General features: G+C 33.5%; 17 protein-coding genes and 5 pseudogenes. 6 read left to right on the top strand and 16 right to left on the bottom strand.

The genetic code is table 11. From position 1 onward, the window contains the following. The first annotated feature begins 208 nt into the window (after positions 1-208). The 3 genes from NCCP28_RS11585 (at position 209) to NCCP28_RS11575 (ending at position 2,245) form a co-directional block, all read left to right on the top strand. On the top strand, positions 209-688 hold the full coding sequence (locus NCCP28_RS11585) for a hypothetical protein (protein WP_248561556.1): 480 nt from the start codon (positions 209-211) through the stop codon (positions 686-688). Between the two features lie 402 nt (positions 689-1,090). Further along, complete coding sequence (locus NCCP28_RS11580; protein ID WP_248561555.1) at positions 1,091-1,234, top strand: hypothetical protein; 144 nt, start codon at positions 1,091-1,093, stop codon at positions 1,232-1,234. A 771-nt stretch (positions 1,235-2,005) separates the two neighbouring features. Continuing rightward, positions 2,006-2,245, top strand: a complete 240-nt coding sequence (locus NCCP28_RS11575) for a hypothetical protein (RefSeq protein ID WP_248561554.1) — start codon at positions 2,006-2,008, stop codon at positions 2,243-2,245. 164 nt (positions 2,246-2,409) lie between these two features. Here the strand turns inward: NCCP28_RS11575 and NCCP28_RS11570 are convergent, their stop codons facing one another. Next, positions 2,410-2,550, bottom strand: coding sequence for a DUF1064 domain-containing protein (locus NCCP28_RS11570; protein ID WP_375709402.1), 141 nt, complete (start codon positions 2,548-2,550; stop codon positions 2,410-2,412). Positions 2,551-3,314: 764 nt separating this feature from the next. Between NCCP28_RS11570 and NCCP28_RS11565 the strand changes: the two genes are divergently transcribed. Together NCCP28_RS11565 and NCCP28_RS11560 are read left to right on the top strand one after the other, a co-directional pair. Beyond that, positions 3,315-3,944, top strand: a complete 630-nt coding sequence (locus NCCP28_RS11565; RefSeq protein ID WP_248561553.1) for a hypothetical protein — start codon at positions 3,315-3,317, stop codon at positions 3,942-3,944. Between the two features lie 139 nt (positions 3,945-4,083). Next, positions 4,084-4,380, top strand: a pseudogene (locus NCCP28_RS11560) (DUF6584 family protein); the annotation flags it as partial. A 126-nt stretch (positions 4,381-4,506) separates the two neighbouring features. Here NCCP28_RS11560 and NCCP28_RS11555 read toward each other — a convergent pair. The 7 genes and pseudogenes from NCCP28_RS11555 to NCCP28_RS11520 form a co-directional block, all read right to left on the bottom strand. Continuing rightward, positions 4,507-4,779, bottom strand: a complete 273-nt coding sequence (locus NCCP28_RS11555) for a DUF4304 domain-containing protein (protein ID WP_248561552.1) — start codon at positions 4,777-4,779, stop codon at positions 4,507-4,509. After that, positions 4,780-4,905, bottom strand: coding sequence for a DUF4304 domain-containing protein (locus tag NCCP28_RS11550; RefSeq protein WP_248561551.1), 126 nt, complete (start codon positions 4,903-4,905; stop codon positions 4,780-4,782). It lies immediately after the preceding gene. 256 nt (positions 4,906-5,161) lie between these two features. Beyond that, positions 5,162-6,753: pseudogene (tnpC, locus tag NCCP28_RS11545) on the bottom strand (IS66 family transposase). Between the two features lie 157 nt (positions 6,754-6,910). Then, positions 6,911-7,222: an IS66 family insertion sequence element accessory protein TnpB gene (gene tnpB / locus NCCP28_RS11535; protein ID WP_248561548.1), complete on the bottom strand. Its 312-nt coding sequence runs from the start codon at positions 7,220-7,222 to the stop codon at positions 6,911-6,913. After that, complete coding sequence (locus tag NCCP28_RS11530; protein ID WP_248561547.1) at positions 7,219-7,413, bottom strand: hypothetical protein; 195 nt, start codon at positions 7,411-7,413, stop codon at positions 7,219-7,221. The genes tnpB and NCCP28_RS11530 overlap by 4 nt, the downstream gene beginning before the upstream one ends. Positions 7,414-7,493: 80 nt before the next feature. Next, the gene (locus NCCP28_RS11525) at positions 7,494-7,859 is read right to left on the bottom strand and encodes a helix-turn-helix domain-containing protein (RefSeq protein WP_483870138.1); all 366 of its coding nucleotides are present in this window, start codon (positions 7,857-7,859) and stop codon (positions 7,494-7,496) included. A 144-nt stretch (positions 7,860-8,003) separates the two neighbouring features. Then, positions 8,004-10,328, bottom strand: a complete 2,325-nt coding sequence (locus tag NCCP28_RS11520; RefSeq protein ID WP_248561545.1) for a hypothetical protein — start codon at positions 10,326-10,328, stop codon at positions 8,004-8,006. A 160-nt stretch (positions 10,329-10,488) separates the two neighbouring features. Between NCCP28_RS11520 and NCCP28_RS11515 the strand changes: the two are divergent. Further along, positions 10,489-11,147 (top strand): annotated as a pseudogene (locus NCCP28_RS11515) (IS3 family transposase); the annotation flags it as partial. A gap of 144 nt (positions 11,148-11,291) precedes the next feature. Here NCCP28_RS11515 and NCCP28_RS11510 read toward each other — a convergent pair. The 8 genes and pseudogenes from NCCP28_RS11510 to NCCP28_RS11475 all read right to left on the bottom strand — a co-directional run bounded on the left by NCCP28_RS11510 (position 11,292) and on the right by NCCP28_RS11475 (position 17,722). Continuing rightward, the gene (locus tag NCCP28_RS11510; RefSeq protein WP_248561544.1) at positions 11,292-11,540 is read right to left on the bottom strand and encodes a hypothetical protein; all 249 of its coding nucleotides are present in this window, start codon (positions 11,538-11,540) and stop codon (positions 11,292-11,294) included. A 735-nt stretch (positions 11,541-12,275) separates the two neighbouring features. After that, positions 12,276-12,551: a hypothetical protein gene (locus NCCP28_RS11505; RefSeq protein WP_282579559.1), complete on the bottom strand. Its 276-nt coding sequence runs from the start codon at positions 12,549-12,551 to the stop codon at positions 12,276-12,278. Between the two features lie 22 nt (positions 12,552-12,573). Further along, positions 12,574-13,890 (bottom strand): PBSX family phage terminase large subunit, encoded by a 1,317-nt coding sequence (locus tag NCCP28_RS11500; protein ID WP_375709392.1) that lies wholly within the window; start codon positions 13,888-13,890, stop codon positions 12,574-12,576. Next, positions 13,877-14,686 (bottom strand): annotated as a pseudogene (gene terS / locus NCCP28_RS11495) (phage terminase small subunit). Before terS ends, NCCP28_RS11500 begins: the two are co-directional and overlap by 14 nt. Positions 14,687-14,756: 70 nt before the next feature. Then, positions 14,757-14,927, bottom strand: a complete 171-nt coding sequence (locus NCCP28_RS11490; RefSeq protein WP_248561543.1) for a sporulation protein Cse60 — start codon at positions 14,925-14,927, stop codon at positions 14,757-14,759. Between the two features lie 837 nt (positions 14,928-15,764). After that, positions 15,765-16,262, bottom strand: a pseudogene (locus tag NCCP28_RS11485) (transposase); the annotation flags it as partial. Positions 16,263-16,385: 123 nt separating this feature from the next. Next, positions 16,386-17,201 carry a hypothetical protein gene (locus NCCP28_RS11480; RefSeq protein ID WP_248561542.1) on the bottom strand — a complete coding sequence of 272 codons (816 nt, stop codon included), beginning with the start codon at positions 17,199-17,201 and terminating at the stop codon, positions 16,386-16,388. Between the two features lie 155 nt (positions 17,202-17,356). Further along, on the bottom strand, positions 17,357-17,722 hold the full coding sequence (locus NCCP28_RS11475; RefSeq protein ID WP_248561541.1) for a DUF2513 domain-containing protein: 366 nt from the start codon (positions 17,720-17,722) through the stop codon (positions 17,357-17,359). Positions 17,723-18,162: the final 440 nt, after the last annotated feature.

Here is an 18,162-nt window from a genome sequence, read left to right as displayed (position 1 = left end):
CTTTTCCATAATGATGATTACTATGGCAGCAACTGTTAGGCAAAGATATTAATTGACAAGTAAAATACAAACAATTCTTTTTCTGCCACTTAACAGAATAGAATTGTTTAATTATGTAATGAAAAAGAGAGTAATTATGAGTGGTCTTTTTATATTTCCCCTATTTCTGGGGATATTATATGTAGTGGTTAGAGTAGGAGGTTGTTTGATGAAACTTATTATGAAGCATTCAAAATTATTGTTAGTGCTAATGATGATTCTCTCTTGGTTTTCAGTACCTTTATTAGGAAAAGGTGTGTTTAAACGTTTTTTACCAGCAAGTTTATTTATGTCTCTAATAGTAAGAATAGTAAATTATATTGCCAAAAAGCAAAAGTGGTGGTGGTGGTACGAAACACTTCATCCTAGACTATCAGGAGTGATTCCCTTTATGCTAGGACCTTTTTTGGTGGGTTCACTTTGGATTCTTAAATGGACTTACAGTAAATTTTTCAGATATATGATATTAAATTTAATCGTAGATTCAATGTTTACTTATGTTTTGGTATATTACTTACAAAAATTAGGGATAGCTTCGTTGGTTCGAATGAAAAAAATCGGACTAATGTACGTTTTCACTATTTTAGCCTTGCTCTTATACAGTTTTCAATTTGTTAAGGAAAAAATATCAATGAAAGAATATAACTAATAAAATCAAGGAATGAATTAAATTCTTAAATTCCACCAAAATCTTCTCCATTATTAAGTAACATTACATTTTATTATCTTTTCAATCAACTTTTTATAAATCCTTTATGATAATTATTAATAAAGATGAAATAGGGTTCTGCAAGTTAAAATCTTTAAATGCTATGAATCACGAACTAGTACATGATTCATAATAACATTTTTAGATTAGCAAACAATGATACATAATTACTTCTTTAATTTATTTCAACAGAAATTTGACTATTGTTCCCAGTATCCTTTCCTTTCTTTACCATTGGATACTGGGCTTTTTATTGCGCAGTTTTTTCGAACTGCGCAACTAATACATAAATTTCATCCTTTTAGTGAATGTTAAAAGTAATTAACTAAAAGGAGATTGACTATGTTTCCGAAATACAAGAAAAAATTGATAACTATTATGTGGATGGGCGTTGGTGCAGCAATACTTTCTAGTATTTTTAGCGCTTTTCTTATTAGTATTACTGTTAGTACCAACAAAAAAGTTACAAAACTATCTAATCGCTAGGTATTGTACCTAGCTTTTTTATTGCATAGTTGTTGTCAACTGTCATTTTAACTTTCCTTCTTGAATATATTTTTTAGAAGGAGTTGATTTGAATGTTCCAATTATTCTTTGAGTTTGCCTGCTATATAGCTTCACTATTTATTAAAGAAAATAAGTATAAAATATGATTTTCTTCCTATGGTTGGTTGCAGAATTAAAGAAAAATTGGATTATCGTTGCAAAGACACGTAGGTATTAAAACGATCTATGCATAGCAGCTTTACAGTTAGCTAATCTATCTAATACATCTCCTACGCCAATGGGCATCACGCTGAGTTGGCTGGACTGCGCCTAACTCTTTTGCTTTTAGTGTACGGCGAATATCCTTTATCAAGTTCAGCTCCCTCCTCCTATTCCCAATTACTCTTGTTTTTCCTAATTTTTATATGAAAAATATTTACTTAGTTTCCTTAAAAATGTAAAATTGGATAGATTAAAAATATTTTGGGGGTCAATATGTCAATCAGTACAGGGTTAACTATCATGCCAATATTCGTCTTACTTACATACCTAGTTCCTATAACCTTAACAATCTATGCTATAGTTAAATTTTATAAACTCTTTAAGAAAAGAAATGAAATTCTTAAAGAAATATCAAATAAACTGGATAAGTTAGATAAGTGAAAGAGCAAATACGCTCTTTCTTTTTATTTGAAAGCTTAATAATTCTTATGTTATAAAAACTGGACAATCATCATATATCTCAATAAAAGACACTGAGAGGTTATATGAATGAAAAAATACATCTATTTTTTTATACTATTTGGATTTTTCTTCCCATTATTTCAAAAATCAGCCCTTGCAATTGATAATTTATTAAGCACAAAATACTCTATTCTTATTGGGTATAAACTTTATGGATTAGATTCCATCACTAATTGGTCCGTTTCTGCTTTAGCTGCTCTACTTTCCTACTTCTTGACCAATGTATTTCTTAATTGGAATATTAAAATTAAAAATAATAAAACATAATATAAATTTGATTACTTATACTCATACCGCCGACCAATTGAATAAAGCACCCTACACTGCTTGCTAGACGGATTTTCTTTTCGTACTTCTTGCTTGGAGTTTCCTCTCTCGAATACAGTTAGCCCTTGTAACGCTTCTCGCTTTCATCTTACCGATGTTTGTTACTACGACTCTTCTTTCCACTCGAACAACTTACGCTTGATACAGAACTTTTTTGTCTCTGTCCCTTTGATAGCAATAATTTCAATCGTCCCATCCTTCTTAAATACTTTAAAATCTGCAAGATATTCAATCTTCCTGAATATCTTGCCATTTTAACGAACTTACCTTGGCGCAAAAATCTTGGCTGCAGCTCAAAGCCTTTAATTTATTTCGCATGCATCAGCCATTGCAATTATATGTAGTAATTTGCCTCTGCCTTGCTATCAAAGATGATTCATCCACTACAATCTTTTTATTATCGTACTTATTCTCCTTCTTTGTTATATCGCTTTCTACACTAACCTTAATGTTATAATTTCTTCTTCTAGTTTTCGCTTTTCTTCAAGAAAACCTGCTGACTCTTCCTACGGCTGATTATCCGACTTGCCTTTGCCAAACCACTCAGGTACAACCCTTTGCGAATAAGTATAAACCCTTTTCAGGACGTATTCTGCTGATTTTGCTAGTTCTCCACATGCAGCACAGACTTAATCCCTTTTTTAGACCAGCTGTTTGGGAATCAAATAGTCAAAAGGTTGTAGTAATTAAAAAATTCAGGAACGATTAAGTCATAAAAATATTGCCGCTACAATGAATTTGTCTACACATGTCAGTCTAAAGATTGATTCAGATGCAAGAAATACATTTTAAAGGTCCAAAATTGATGTTGGAATTAAAATTATTTATAGGAAAGATAAACCAGAATGATTTAACTTTTGATTTTTCTTATTTAAACTATAGGGAAAGTTAGTGGCATAAGTAAATAAGTTGGGGAACACTAAATTGAGGTGTTTTCTATGAAGATATACATAATTTTAGCATTATCAATTCTACTTGCAGTTTCCCCCATTAAGCAAAAGCAAAAATTATGGGATATGATGTTGTTGCAAAGTCAAACAAAAAGAATATAACCTTGTATGCAAAGGAATTGGATGCTTTATATCGTGATTTCAAAATTGAATTTAAGGGTGGAATAATCTCAAGGCCCTTTTGGGTAAACGCTACAAGCCCTACTTGGTCTCCAAAAATTATTTATGAAGATATTAACCAATACGATGAAAAAGAGTTAATTATCATATTAACCAAAGGGTATGGCACTGGTATTTTGGAACAAGAAGCTCATATTTTTCATATAGAAAAGAAAAAAATCGGTAAGGAAATTGTTGATGTTCCAGTTGAGGTACTTGTTGACAACCCGTTGGCGATAGTAATGAAACATGTCAAGACTCAGTTAACACCCGACAAAGCTAAGATAAGTATTGGTGGCAAGCACTTTACAGTTGCTATAAAAACATTAGGCATTAAACCTGAACACTTATTTAGCAATATTTCCTTTAGTAATATCATTAAATTTGAAATAAGTGACAATCAGTTTATAGCTAAAATTGGGGGGCGAATTTCTCCAATAGGTGGTTTTATTGGTGAAGTTGTTATTGTTTATGAATATAGGGATAATATATATCAAGCTAAATCTATTGAATTTCAGCCATATAAATAATTTATTCTTCAACTGACATGTTGCGTTTTTGAAATAAACAGGAACTCTTTAGTAAAAGGGCAGATTCATTCAAAAAGGAGTTAATAGGAAGCCTCGAGAAATAAAGAGGTAGACGATTAAAGATAATAAGGTGTTTTTTATAGAAAAGATACCTGCTAAGACACTTAAAAAATTAGAAGAAGACCTTCAAAAAAATGATTTAGGCAAAGCAAGGGATAAACTACATGGATTGATATCAACCTATCCCAATGAATTGCAACTTCGTAAAAAGTTAGAGGATATCTATTTTGAATTAAAATATCGTTCAATGGCTGGTCGATACTGGTATTTAGAAGAAAGTAAAGCACCAGAAATGGTAAGAGCATGTATCCAGTTTGAAAAAATCATGGGAAAAGACTCTAAAAGAATAGCAAGAGCTTTAAGGTATAAAGGTGATATTGAATATTTTTTCCCTTTATAATCAAATTCAATATCGTGCCCAATGTTAATATCCCTGACAAGATCTTCATAAGAATAAATCATAAGCTCTCCCAATTTTTATTCGTTGCTCTTTTTATTACATTTACTGAAAACTTTCCCAATACTCTTCAGCCTCGTATAGATGCCTCATTGCTTCATCTACAACATTTCCGTATATACCTTCAGTTACATTTTCTTTGTCGTATCTAAACCAGTCACCATCACTGTATTTTAACCTCAACCTATCATTCAAATGATGTGCAGTTACTTTATTCGGCGGAATCTTCTCTCCCCAGGAATGAATAAATCCTTTTGGAGAACATACCCCAACTTCAATAACAAAACCTCCACCATGTCTGTCGAATTGAAAAGTCATTCAGTCTATCTTTTTCTCACTAATCCTTCGAAAATGAGAAAACGAACCTTTAAATCCTTTTTTCCGAAGTTCTGGAATAACAATCTTTTTTAGTTCTGCAATCATATTATCTCTTCCTACTGACATTTTTTCACCTTCTTCATTCAAAAACTCTTCACAATTAAATACTACTCCTACTGTGACATAAGAAAAAACCAACATGTTATGTTGACTTGTTAATTAAATCATATTTCTATTATATTTAATCACTATCTGGATTTTCATTAAGAACCCAAGGAATATAAGGTAAGCCCGAATTATAAAAATAAGCACACCTTTTCGGTGCGCATCACAAATAGCCGTATATCCTGATTTTTTTAATCAAATATACGGCTTATTTCATTTATCTGCTACATTCAGCCTGGATCGTTTTAGACCAAGGCATATATTGGTCTAAAATTTCAGGTTTTTGATGGATGCCAAGATTCGGCAGGTCCGTCAGAATTTTCTTTATGTATTCATAGAAATCAATACCATTACTTTTGGCGGTTTCTGCAATACTCAAACAAATAGCGTTCGCTTTTGCACCTGCTTCACTAACACTGAAAAGCCAATTTTTTCTTCCTATAACGTTGGGACGAATGGCATTTTCGGCAGGATTATTATCTATTTCGATGCGCCCATCATTCAAGAATGCTCTTAGTCCATTTGCCCGGTTCAATGTGTATTCAGCTGCTTTCGCAAGGGCATTTTTGCCGTAGAATGGTGATTTTTCAATCCACTCAAGGAATTTATCTACAATTGGCTTTGAGTATTTTTGTCGCTTCTTTCTGCGCTTACTTGGAGGCAATTGTTTAAATTTCCTTTCGAGACGATATAAATCATCACAAAAGTTCACACCGATTCGGCCATTTTTGCTATCTGCTTTCAGCCAATATCGCCGAACATGCGCCCAACAATTTGCGAAAGTAATGCCGTTCAACTTGTCATAGGCAGAATAACCATCGCAAACAATCGTTCCAGAAAAGCCTTCTATGAAACTTTCAAGGACAGACCGAGCTCGTGACAATGCACTTTGAAAAAGAGTCATTGGTGGCCCTTGGCTTGGCACACTTCGATACACCCAATTATAGGCATTAGCTTGACCAGATTTTCCATCGGACCGGTGAATGATTTGTCCATAAGTTTCATCGACATGTAAAATCGATTTATCCATCATCAAATGCTTCATTCGTTTGTAAATAGGAAATAACCAAGCATGTGATGCACGGATGACCCAATTTGAAAGGTTCTTATCATTGGTATTCAGGCCATAACGATCCCATTCCTTTACCTGACGGTAAAGTGGTAGATATTGTGAAAATTTATCATAGATTACTTTGGCAAGTACGCTAGGACTTGAGATGCTACGCTGAATAGGTGGCTGCGGTGCTTTACCACGTTTAATTTGCGCTTTTTGAGATGCATCACCTTTGCAGTTTTTACATTCATATGCGTGTTCAATGTATTGAACTTTCTTCATTTTTGCAGGAATAAATTCTGCTTCTTCGCGTGCGATTGTACTCCCAATTTCAATCATTTGTCCTTGGCAACAGTCACTTGCGTATTTTCAGGATGATAGTGTAATGCTTCTACTTCGATATCATCGCTTAATGAATCATTTCGTTTTTTCTTTTGAATAGTTCGAACAACAGTATAAGAAATCGTCTGTTGGCTTTGTTCTTCTGTATGCTCAGATTCGCTAAAAGACGAGTCATCATCAAATAATGATCCTTGCCCATCTAGTGCGTTATATTTTGATTTTTCTGTTTTTGATCCATATAAAAGCTTGGTTAAATGGCGAAGTTGTTGCGTTAACGCTTCGTTCTGTTTCAACGATTGATCCAATTTTTTTGATAGTTCTTGATTTTGTCGATTCGAATGAGCCAATTGCTCTTCAAGCAGTCGAATTAATCTCTCAAATTGATTTTCACTCGTAGAAGAAACTTTCGTCACATCATTCACCACCTTCGTTCGGATTCACTCTTCCTATTATAACGAGTTTGAACAGTGGAATAAAGATAAAATGAAGAGTTTTAGCGAATTCAGAAGACTCCTTTTGATGATGGCTGAATCGCCTTTGGCTGCTGGATAGATAACCCCTCGAGGAGCCTTATCCATAATTCAAGATAAGGAGCCATCTGAGCTCTTTTTGAGAAAGATTACGTACTTCATTTTCATCTTTTGGCCATTGGAGTTTGCCGTTATCCAAACGTTTATAAAGCATGGCGAAGCCATCACCGTCGAAATATAAACATTTATAGCGGTCCTTACTCCATCCCGAAAATAAGAAAATGGAATCACCATATGGATCAAGTTCGAAGGAATCTTGAATAAGTGTGGCCAGTCCATCAATTCCTTTTCTCATGTCTGTTTTACCGCAAATGATATAAATGTTTTTTACACTTGTATAATCTTGTTTCACTGATTTTTCAACTCCCTCATGACTGTTTGGATGATGTGCTCATCTACGCCATTGTAGAAGGAAATTTCCGCGTTACCCGTTTTGATCGTGCAAGTAGGAGTGGAGGAAGGAACTGTTAGATTTGTTGAGGAAGTATTTTTATTTTCGGAGTGTAATGTGATAGGGACGATGGTAAGTTTTTGTTGTGGCATAGGAAAAGCACCTCCTTTAAGTAATACGTTTATAGTACCGGAGATGCTGATCTATTTATATGCGTTGTTTGAATACGGGCTTACGGAATATGCTCTACTCGAATCTTTTTAAAGTTATTCTTTGCCTTTTTAGGCTGTTGTTTAGGAAGAGTCGTAGCCCTTTGAATCTTTTCAGCCAACAATGACTTTACTTTACGGATAGTTTCAGCTACTTTCTTCTTTACAACTTTTTTTACATTATAAGGTAAAAGCATGATTTTATTTGTCGTTTGTCTCATTTTTCCGTCTAAAGTTTCTTCAAATCGAGTGAACACAACAAATATTTCAAGTTGTTCAGCACGTTTAATAGCATTCTGCACTGTACGTACTGATACACCTACCGCTTTAGAAATAGTGAAGTTGGATTCAAAAAATTCACCATGATACTTCCTTAATTTCCCCATGATGTATTTAATAACTAATTGTGAGGATTGAATATAGGGGTCTGACCCTCGCCCTGTAATATACTCCCCTTCAGATAAACAAGTTATTTTAATCTGTCTACCTTTAGGGGAGTATATCCCTGTCTCAGCTTATTTCTATTTTATTAATTAGTATTTAAAAAGATCTGCTAACAGTACATTACCGTAATATTGAAAAATTAAAGGAACTATTTTCGCTGTATCAAATTCATATTGAACGCTTTCCTCATTATTTAGTTTTTCTAAGATTTGAAACAAAAAATACGCATGACAGTATATTGAAATAAAATACTTTTCTTTAATCTTGTTTATATCGTTACCACTTTTATTTTTGGATAAATATCTTTCTAAAACCCTTGAATCCATGTTTATTGCTATATTCTGAAGAACACCCTTTTCTTCAATAATTTCAATAACATCTTCAGCCTTCCAACCAAAATCAGACCAAATTTTAGCTACATTATTTTGTTTTTCTTTATAAACTCTTATTGCTTTTGGTATGTGATCAATTTTTTCACTTAAGGCATTTATTTCAGGCTTTTTAGCTTCTTTTTCCGGATTATCTATAATTAATGTAAAAACTTCTTTTAACTCTCCTTCCGGTACAGTTAACTGTGCTACAACTTCTACTTTATCACCAACTTCAATCCCTTTTTTAGGTGAAAAATGAACTTTTATTTTCCCTTTTGTTGGTCCTTCGGTTGTTATTTCAAAAATGTTGTATATATTTTTTTTCTCTATTTCTATTACAGATGTGTTTGAATTCCAATTTGAAAGGTTTAATGCAAATTTCCCGGTATCTTTTGGCCGGATAAAATATTCATCTTCAACGTCAGTCTCGAATGTAATAATAGTCTTTTTATTTATTGGCAACTTTTTTTCCTTTTTCTTTATCACTGCTTTGAAGATTGTTGGAAATCTCTTTAATATTATTTCATTTTGTTTTTCTTTCTTTTCAGTATTTCTTTTCTTGGGATTTTTACCATTATTATCTATAGAGGATATAATATCTTTTCTGAGAGAGTTCAAAAAATCAGTTTCATTAATAACGTCAACCATAATTTTTTTAAGCATCTCTTCATCCTCTGGTTTTTGATAATCAATATCCTTTTTTCTTGATTGATTTAATGCTTTCAACTCTTGATTAGTCTTAATATAATTTTTGATCTTATCAATAACCAGTTGTGTCATATCTCCTTCTTTTAAGCGGTCACGAGAAGCCATAAATAAATCCGAACGAAAAGCATATTTCATATTTGTACAATCAATATGGATAAGCATATGATTTTTTAGCATTCCGAATTCCAATTCCTGAGATATAAACCGTCGAGGTAGCGTAGCTTGTACTTGACCATTAATAGTAAAAACAACTGACTTTTCTTTTATAAAATCATTATGATTTACGCTTTTTTTAAATACAGTAATTTCAATTTTAATACGCCCTAGTTCATATTCCTCAATTAATAAGGATATCGTTTGCTCTTTTTTATCCCTTTCATCAATAGTTATTAATGTTTTGTTTCCGATAATAGTTTTAACTGAATCTTTGTTTTTAGAAAAACGCTTTTCATAAACGATAAATGGAAGTGCTGGACTATAAAAATATTGATTAAGGTCCCTTGCTAAAAACTTTGTAACATCATTTTGGGACCCGCGCGGGAGTTGATACGAATAAAGCTTAACAATAGTTCCGTATTTAAATAAACGATTATACAACCCCAAATCCAAGTAGGTAATTTGAAATTTAGGTATTTCTCCGTTAACTACGAAATACTCATACCACGTTGTTTTATATTCCGCTTCCTCTTCTGATGATAACGGATGTCTCCTTACCAATGTAAAACCAAATTGATTATCAGCATTTGCACTTAAATTGTCATGTAATTTTGAAGCAATTAACTGATAGCGGTAATTCCCACAAAAAACAACCGCTCCAGTGGATCCCATGTTAAACCTGCCTTGAACAAAACGAACATCTTTTTTGTTCCCCCGGTGAAGTGAAAGAAAAGTCTCCGCAAATTTTTGCGGAAGCTGCCCCTCCCCTTCATCATAAATCGTAATGCTTGGGCGTTTAGCATCGCCAGTAGCTATAACTTGTATATCCTCTGCTATTATTTTTCTTTCTTTATTTGTAACTTCACTAAAATCACCATTATTTATATTAAAAAATTTACCAACAGCATCAGACATGCTTTTTGGTGCTTTTTTACATTTTGGATCTATCCCTTTAATTTTGCATTCTTTTAATAAAATCGAATCAATTGAATTCGTCACTTTTTCTATGAGTGACGGAATAGGATTATTTTGCTGGCTTTCAAAGGTACCTAAATTATTGATGTTTTGTCCATAAGGAACCCAGTTTTCACTATTTGTTAATAATGGCTCTGTTTGGACAAGCTTATGTAGTTCTTCTTCTGTTTCACATTTATAAATCATCCAAAATAAATTTTCCATAACATCCCCCACCTTTATACATAATTACTGTATAAAATTGCTCGTTATGCCAGTAGGACAAGGAGAATGTACATATATTCTCTTAAAGTTTTTCATTTATATACGTGGAGCAATTATAGAAAAAGGTTCCTGACCCCTAGCACTTTAAGGAGCACTAGCCAAAGGTCGAGTAAAAAAAACAGAGCATAATGTTTCCAGGCGCCGAATTGGTCGTATTATGCAGAAGCAAGGCCTTGTTTCTTCTTACACAGCGGTCCAATTTAAACCACATTCTGCCAATTCTAATGAATCAAATCAGCAAAATGAATGAAACCGTGAATTCCGCTAAGAAGAAGAAATGACGGTGGTTGTAAGCGATTTGACATACGTAAGGGTCGATAAAAAATGGCAATACGTATGTGTATTTGTTGAACTCTTTAACCGGGAAATCATTGGATATAGTATGGGCCCGCACAAAGATGCAGCACTTGTATATCTTGCCTTTTCCTCCATTAAAAAGGACTTGCGAAACATTCAATATTTCCCCACAGATCATGGAAATGAATATAAAAATAAGCTAATAGATGAAGCCCTAGAGACGTTTCATATTAAGGGATCATTAAGCAGGAAAGGCTACCCGTATGATAATGCCGTAGCAGAAGCAACCTTTAAAATCATCAAAACAGAGTTTATCAGAAAAAGATATTTTACTAGTTTAGAAGAATTATCAAGAGAATTATACGACTATATCATTTGTTTAATTATATTGGAATTCATGGAACATTGGATTATTTAAGCCCGATCGAATATAAACGGAAACAACTTAAAAAAGTTGTCTAGTTTTGTGTTGACATACCATACTTCGGTTATACCTTTCTCTGTTGCACTCTTCATTCTCCCTTATATTTTCTCTATATATAAGTTTTTGTATGTAAAAAAGAGCCCTATGAAAGGACCCTTAGCTATGTTCATATCTTCTGAATATCAAATGAATTCGCCTTCCTTATATTTATTTAACAAATAACTTCGAACAGTAGACCTGCATGTAGGAGATAAAAATGATCTCTGGGGATGTATTAAATCTCCAAATGGCATACCATTTACAAATTTCACTTCCCCTTCAAACTCTTTTCCTAAGTCAGCATCAAAGCCAATAACTTTTACGAATACAGCTTTAGAATCACTACTATTAAAATCAATTATGCTAACAATATGATGGTGTTTCTCATACATTAAATTTTCCCCCTCATCCAATGATAGTTTTATAAAAAGCTATTAAGAAGGAAATGTCAAGAAAGTTAGAAATAAAGGCGCCCCTTAAGAGGAATCTTGATTTGATATTTAGTTATTGCACATTAGTATCCTATTGCTCATAAAGGAATTGATACTTATTAGCAGCACTATTCCATTCTTCCAATGTAAATTTTTTTATTCCTCGATTATACGTATACCATCTAACACCTGGATTATCTCCTAAGATATCAGTGTAAACGAGCACACATTATTCCAGATCTTCTTTTTCACATTAATCCAGAAAGAAATCTCAATTAATGTACTATTATTTTTACTTTATTTCGGAATGTGAAAAACTTTTTTCAAAATAATTCAGCTATTATTTTGAAAAAGAAAACCCCTAAAAAGGGGCAACAACTTTCATACGTTCTTGTTTGTTTATTCGAATTTTGTACACTTCATGGCTATGAAGGACAAAACTTACATCATTATTCAAAGTGACGAACCAATGAAAATCTTTCTCCAAATACGCAAGAAATACCTGTTTTGGATTCGTAACTCAAATGTATAGCCTTGATCTATCCAGTATGACTGTTGCCGATCCATACTCGCCACTCTTGCTCACAATAGTTGAATACTAATATTCCTCTTGCCATCAAAAACCACTATCCTCTATAACTAATCTGAATATAGGGGTCTGACCCAGAAGTTAAGGCACCATAAAAAGACAATTGTTCATTTATGGTGCCTGACACTATTGTTTCCTTGCGATATCACTTTAGGCATGTTCAGTGTAGCCATTCTACGCTTTTTCTGCCCATTGATTGTCATGTATTTAACATCATGCCATTCGCTAAAATAGCCCTGATAGAGAGCCTTCCACATATCAATATGTTTATAATACTCGTCATTTATAGGAATGCTTTTCACATCCGATAACGACTTTATATTTTTCACTAATCCCACTTTTACCATCACCTGCCTTATGAACCCAGCGATCTTGCGGAACATAAAACCACCGCCTAATTCTTCTCTAAAATTTAAATCCAAGCTTCCTTAGATTGTCATTAACATAATATTTAAATGCATCGCATGTATGATCATCTATTTTGATAACTTTCGGGTCATCCGTTAGTAAGGTGTCTTTATCCCACTGATATTTCTTGTGCTCTTCAAAGAAAATCTTATTATTCGGTGTGTCCAAATAAAAAAACCTACCCTGAGCAAGTAAGTTTTGTACGTTATCGATCATATCAATATTTTTCTTTTTAGCAATTGGATGCAGCCTCATAGAATAATCCTTATATATTTGGTTTCTTAGCGCTCCCTCAGCACTATCAATCGTCATTTTATCGAATGGCCAGATATACTGCTTTCTAACACTATCCATCCATTGCTTAAAGTCTTTCGATAGTTCGCTAGGAGCCTTTTTAGCCACCTTATTTTCAGGAGAATAATACCAGGTATCTAGTAAAATAACATTTCTCCTTTTTGTGAAGGCTAATGCCAAATGAGTAGTAGCGGAAACCTGGTGCCCTGTATCGGATGCTGTATCAATCATTAAGATATCATCATTAGTGGGTAAAGATACCAACTTCTGCAAATGGTTTATATTGTAGACCATATTTCCAAGGCCGATAACCTCGCCATTATACATCCAGCGCCAGTAATCCAGGTCGTTTTCTTTATACTTCTCAATTTTCCGCAACAGCTGCTTAGATAAAAAGCCCTTCTTATCATCTAAATAAGTGCTATGGTGGATAAAATAATCATCATCACCTAGCTTTGTATCCACCCATTCATTTACCCATGCATATGGATTTCTAGGAGGATTATAAGAAAAGTAAACTTTAACCTCTTTGCCATCTGGAAGGTCCTGACGGATAAATGTATCTTCTACCACGTCAATATCTTCTACACCGTCAAATTCGGCTAATTCCTCATACCAAAGAGCTCGCGTATAGCCAACAGGTATTTTCATAGACTTTAGCTTCTGAGGATCATCACAGCCACTAAAATAAAATCCTGTTCCCCATTTCTTATGGATAATCTCCATAGGACTTTTACCGAAATTAAATTGATCAGCAACACCGAGCATATAGAGGACCCATTTGATTTGGCTATAAACAGATTTAAAAAGAGTATTAGCAACCTTCCGCAAACAGATCACATTGGACATTGGTTCCTGCATCTTTAATTTCACAAGATTAAGACTGATAACAGAAGATTTCATCGAGGAGCGGCCGCCTTTAGCAATTACATGCGATTGTTCAGCAAGCCACAAATCATAAAAGTTCTCATTAATCATATCGAGAACATTGACGACATTATATGGTTCAGCCATCTCCATTTTGTTCACTCACCTTCTTAGCTGCTAAAACTCTCCGCATTTCATCCTCACCAGTGATGATGACCGTTTGCGATGTGGTATCACCTTCTGTTTTGGTATCGGCTTTTACTTTTGCGATATCAGCTTTTGTCTTCTCGATTCCCAGCTGCATGCCTTCCAGTTTCAATCTTCTCTCATCATCTTTATGAGCCATTTCATCAAACTGTTTTATTAAGGATCTTAACTCTCCCATAGCCCTAGATTGTGCATTCATGAAAGTAGCATGGCGATCCCACGCAAACTGAAACTCAAATTCTTCTTCTGTAACTGCCTGTTCAACACCGCCGCCTTCCTCTTCAGGACGTGGATAGTATTCATATTTTGCCTTTTTCAACTCTTTGATCATTTCATGTTTATCTTGCACCAACATAATCTTTTGCGCTCGAATAATGGCAGCATACTGTATTTGTATTTGGTCCCAGATTAAATCTGCTGGAGAACGCTCATTCATATGCTCCATTATTTCTAATGTTTCATCTGGAAGGAACTTAGCAAAGAGGCCATGAGTAACAGCATTGGAATTACCTTTAGGAGCAGCCCCGCCAATATTGCCTTTTGCGTTGATATTCCCTTTTGGTGCACCTCACTTTTTTGTGTGCACACTTTTTTCTTTGGGTGCACCCCTATCCCGGTTCCAACCATATCGTTTTTTCCATGACTTAACGGTGTTAATTGAGACACCATATTTCTCTGCAATATCTTTATATTTCACGCCTTTGATATAATCTTTTTCAGCTTGTACATACTTTTCAGCCATGCTACATCACCTTCCACCTCCATTATTTGTGTTTGTTTTGGACAAAAGAAAAAGCACCCCACGGGATGCTCTAAGCCTTATACATAATCATTGCAGTATAATATTCTTTTTCAGTGATCGGTTCATTGTTAACCACAAATTTTATATCTACAATTTCACGTTCTCTTAATTCTTTTAATTCTTGATTAAGACTTTTTTGTAAATCTTTATAATATTCCGTAATAATTCTTGTTTGAATCAAGTAGTCCACCTCCCATTCCTAATTATGAGTAAAAGAAACTAGGTAGACAAATACTATCGTTCGTCAAATAACGACATCTTGAATAACTATATAAAAATAATCAAATAATAACCTCATTCATATAGAAAGGAGGTTAATGATAAAGATACAACTATTAGATTTAATCCGTATAGAACTGAGTCCTAACTTAACACATTGGTTGTTAGCAGGACTCATATATAATTATTTGCTACATTTGTAAAAAATCTATTACAGCTTGTACTGGTAATACAAGCTGTAATTTCTACATTACATATTATGATTTAATAAAAATAAATTATACAAATTATAATTTATTTATTTTATTTTTCACTTTATAGTTCTGATCAAGCTTCAAAATCTGCTGTTTATTCCCCATTGATTCCTCTATATCACGCTTACCTGGCTTGTTCTTTTTTCCCATCTTATTCTAGCTTCTTAGACTGTTCTGGTTTCCGATAATCTCTAACTTTCACAATCATCACCTTCTTAGATTTTAGTAAAAATAAATTAAAAACGGATAAGGCAAAAAGCGACCTAATAACTTATGAACACCTCGTTGTTTCGTTATTTCTAAACTAAACACTGCACATCCCAGAAAGATTGTAACCTTTTCATTCGTATAGGCGCTGCATGGATGATATTTACTTTTGGTGCAATATCCAGTTTACAGATAACAAAAAAACACCTTAATAGGTGTTTTAATCAGAGTGTCGAGAAACCCCTTTAGATTTTTAAAGGATACGAATTTTTTTTGATAGATAAGGATAAAAAACAATGGAAAGAAGAAGACATCTTTAAAATGGCCTTCCATCCCATCTTTTTGATGAGATGGAGGGCTATTTTCTTTATATTTTGGCAAGTGGCTGTTAGAAAAGCCTGTTCTTGGACAGACCTTACTCCACGAAAACGGGCATACCGATAGCCATGAAGCTCTTTTGCATCGGCGAAACTCCGTTCAATACTGGAACAGCGAAGTCTATATAATTGTTTCCCTTCTTTTGTTCGCTTATATTGTCGGGTAATTTCTTTATATTCTTTCCAAAGATGACGGGTAATGGTTCGCTGTGTTTGCTTGGCAGACATACAATCCGAACGAATGCCATAAAAATAGCCAATAAACATCATTTTGAAAAGCGTAATGGGGTGAATAGAAGGTCTCCCATTATCCTCACAATAATAAGGTTGTAACTTGGTTTCAATAAATGAAAAATCAATGGTTGTTTCTACAGCACGTAAAAAATGATCGACTGGTACTAATGATTCAACAGATACTGTTACTTCTTGGTCTCGATGATTTGGTAAGGCTCCCATCATTCTGCATCGCTCCTTCTTTTTCCTTTTTAGCAGTTTTGACAGGTAAGGACTTCATTAAACTCAAAAAAGGCTGTGGAGAAAAGACTTTCTCAACAGCCTGAAAAAAACACCTTAATAGGTGTTTTAATTATTTCCTTCGTATGCATTTCTTAATAATCGATTGTAGTTGTTTTCATTGATTTTCTTCGCTATCATTTTATGTATTTCTTCCATATCATCAACTTCTGTCCCAGTAGTTGACTCTAATTTTAGTCTTCTCCATTCTGATTTTAAGATTACCTGTTGTAAATAGTGTAAATCCTGCATCATCGCTCCATATCTTCTTATATCGAAAGGAGCATGTGACATTAGGTAATTACCCACAGTATCTTTTATTACTATAAAAGTTTTGGTCAATTCCTCTGTCGGATTTAAAAATAATTCAATATGATTAACATAATAGTTTAGTTCAATATCCAATTCATTTGGTACATCTTCATTACGTTCTCTTAAATTAGTCATTTGATATGTAACTCTTGCTAGCTGACTAAAGTTTTCTCTAAGGCTGTTAATCCACTGTACCCTTTGAGTACTAACAACTTCAATTAACCTCTGTTTGCTTTGTGTTTCAGCTTCAAGTATTGCAAGTCTTTCGCTTGTCTGGTTTGATGCATCAGAACTTTCTTTAGCTGCCTTGATAGATTTTTTTGTACCAAAAAAAGTCAATCCAGAACCCAATAGCGCTACTAAAGCCGCGCCAATTGCCACCCAATCAGTACCAGTTAAAAATTGATCTGAATCTTTTTTTAAATCTTTAATCTCCTTCTGAAGTTGAATAATTTCTTTTGTTAATATTTCATTTTCAACATTATTTGTCTGTGTTTGAGCTGCATTAGCTGTAATATGTACATTAAAATAGACAATAGCTAAAAGAAGCATACAAACTACCTTTTTTCCCATCTCAACTCCTCCTTCCATCACAATATTATAGATTAATATTCCCATATTAAAAGGGGTAAATTAATAAATTTTACCAATGAGATGCACAAAGGCCTAACTTTAAATTTTCTATCTATTGACAGACAATTAAAAACATTCCGAAGGACGCTTATTTTTTATTCCATTCCTAATTTTTTCTTTAATTCCAGCTTGGCATATTCTTTTAAAACACTAAAAGATAATTGGCCTAATTCTAACCCTTTACTCTTCACACCACTTTTAATCTTATTCCATACCGTATCATTTTTAATAGAATCTAAAAAATCATGCCCATCCCAAGTTAACGAACTATAAATCCACATGGGCTTATTATCGGCATATTGTATAGTATTATCAGTAAAACCAGCTTGTTCCATAATATTCAAATGATATACAGCAACTTCCCTATCTATTTCAGACGGAATTTTTAATTCGTTATGATCACTATCTTGAGATTCTATTAAAAATAACAAATCTCTAACTAATTCCATATCTCTCTTCACTTTAACCAACTCCTTTACTTCAACATTTCGATAAAAGGAGGCATTTTCCTGCAACTTTGCAAAACTAAAGAATTAAATTAAAATTGCTCTAAACCCTTGATATTATTATATTTCCCGCCTCTTGAAAAGAATATTTTATTGTTATACAATTAGGATTGTAACAAAAGTACCTGATGAAATTTCTTTCGGTCTAATACATCGAAAGAAGGTGATAGCATGAGCGTAGCTATATTTGAACTTCTTATAGTTATTATCGTGTTAGACTACCTAAGAAAAAACAAAAATTAATATTTAATGTGTCCCACTTGTCGCAGCAGACACGATAGAAAGAGTAATCCGGAAGAATGGGTGCGTTTTATCCATTCTTTCGGTCAATTAAGAAATTAAATTAAATAAACATAGAAGGATTTGCATTTTTTAACAAAAAGGCACCTCTCTAA

The organism is Niallia sp. NCCP-28, from assembly GCF_023168165.1.
GTDB lineage: Bacteria > Bacillota > Bacilli > Bacillales > Cytobacillaceae > Niallia.
Note: the sequence above shows the minus strand (reverse complement) of the source record. Positions and strands in the feature narration are given on the sequence as shown.